Source organism: Acidovorax sp. SRB_24, assembly GCF_012931925.1.
Genome location: NZ_MWOM01000163.1, coordinates 1 through 824 on the forward strand (window position 1 = coordinate 1; position 824 = coordinate 824).

At 67.7% G+C, this 824-nt stretch carries 1 protein-coding gene; it reads left to right on the forward strand.

The window, feature by feature from the left end; translation table 11 throughout:
* Positions 1 to 824: phosphate acyltransferase (locus B2J89_RS21235; RefSeq protein ID WP_256368870.1), on the forward strand; the 824-nt coding region annotated here is incomplete at both ends.

The following is an 824-nucleotide window of genomic DNA, read 5'->3' on the forward strand; positions in this document are numbered from 1 at the left end:
TTCGGCCCCGAGTACCTGATCCCCAAGCCGTTTGACCCGCGCCTGATGATGAAGATCGCGCCCGCCGTGGCCCAGGCCGCGGCCGACAGCGGCGTGGCCGAGCGCCCGATCACCGACATGGAGGCCTACCGCGACCACCTGCAGACCTTCGTCTATGCCTCGGGCACGACCATGAAGCCGATCTTCACGGTGGCCAAGCAGGCCGCGAAAAAGCGCGTGGCCTACGCCGAGGGCGAAGAGGAGCGCGTGCTGCGCGCCGCGCAGATCGTGGTCGACGAGCACCTGGCGCGCCCGACGCTGATCGGCCGACCCGCCATCATCGCCCAGCGCATCGAGAAGTTCGGCCTGCGGCTGGCCGAAGGCGTGGACTACGACGTGGTCAACGTCGAGCAGGACCACCGCTACCGCGACTTCTGGCAGACCTACCACCAGATGACCGAGCGCAAGGGCATCACCGCGCCGATCGCCAAGATCGAGATGCGCCGGCGCCTCACGCTCATCGGCAGCATGCTGCTGCACAAGGGCGAGGTCGACGGCCTGGTCGTGGGCACCTGGGGCAGCACGGCGCTGCACCTCAACTACATCGACCAGGTCATCGGCAAGCGCGCGGGTGTGGCCACCTACGCCTGCATGAACGGCCTGCTGCTGCCCGACCGGCAGGTGTTCCTGGTCGACACCCACGTCAACTACGACCCCACGGCCGAGCAATTGGCCGAGATCACCATCATGGCGGCCGAGGAAATGCTGCGCCTGGGCTTCAAGCCCAAGGCGGCGCTGCTCTCGCACTCGAACTTCGGCAGCAGCCACCAGCCCAGCGCCGTGAA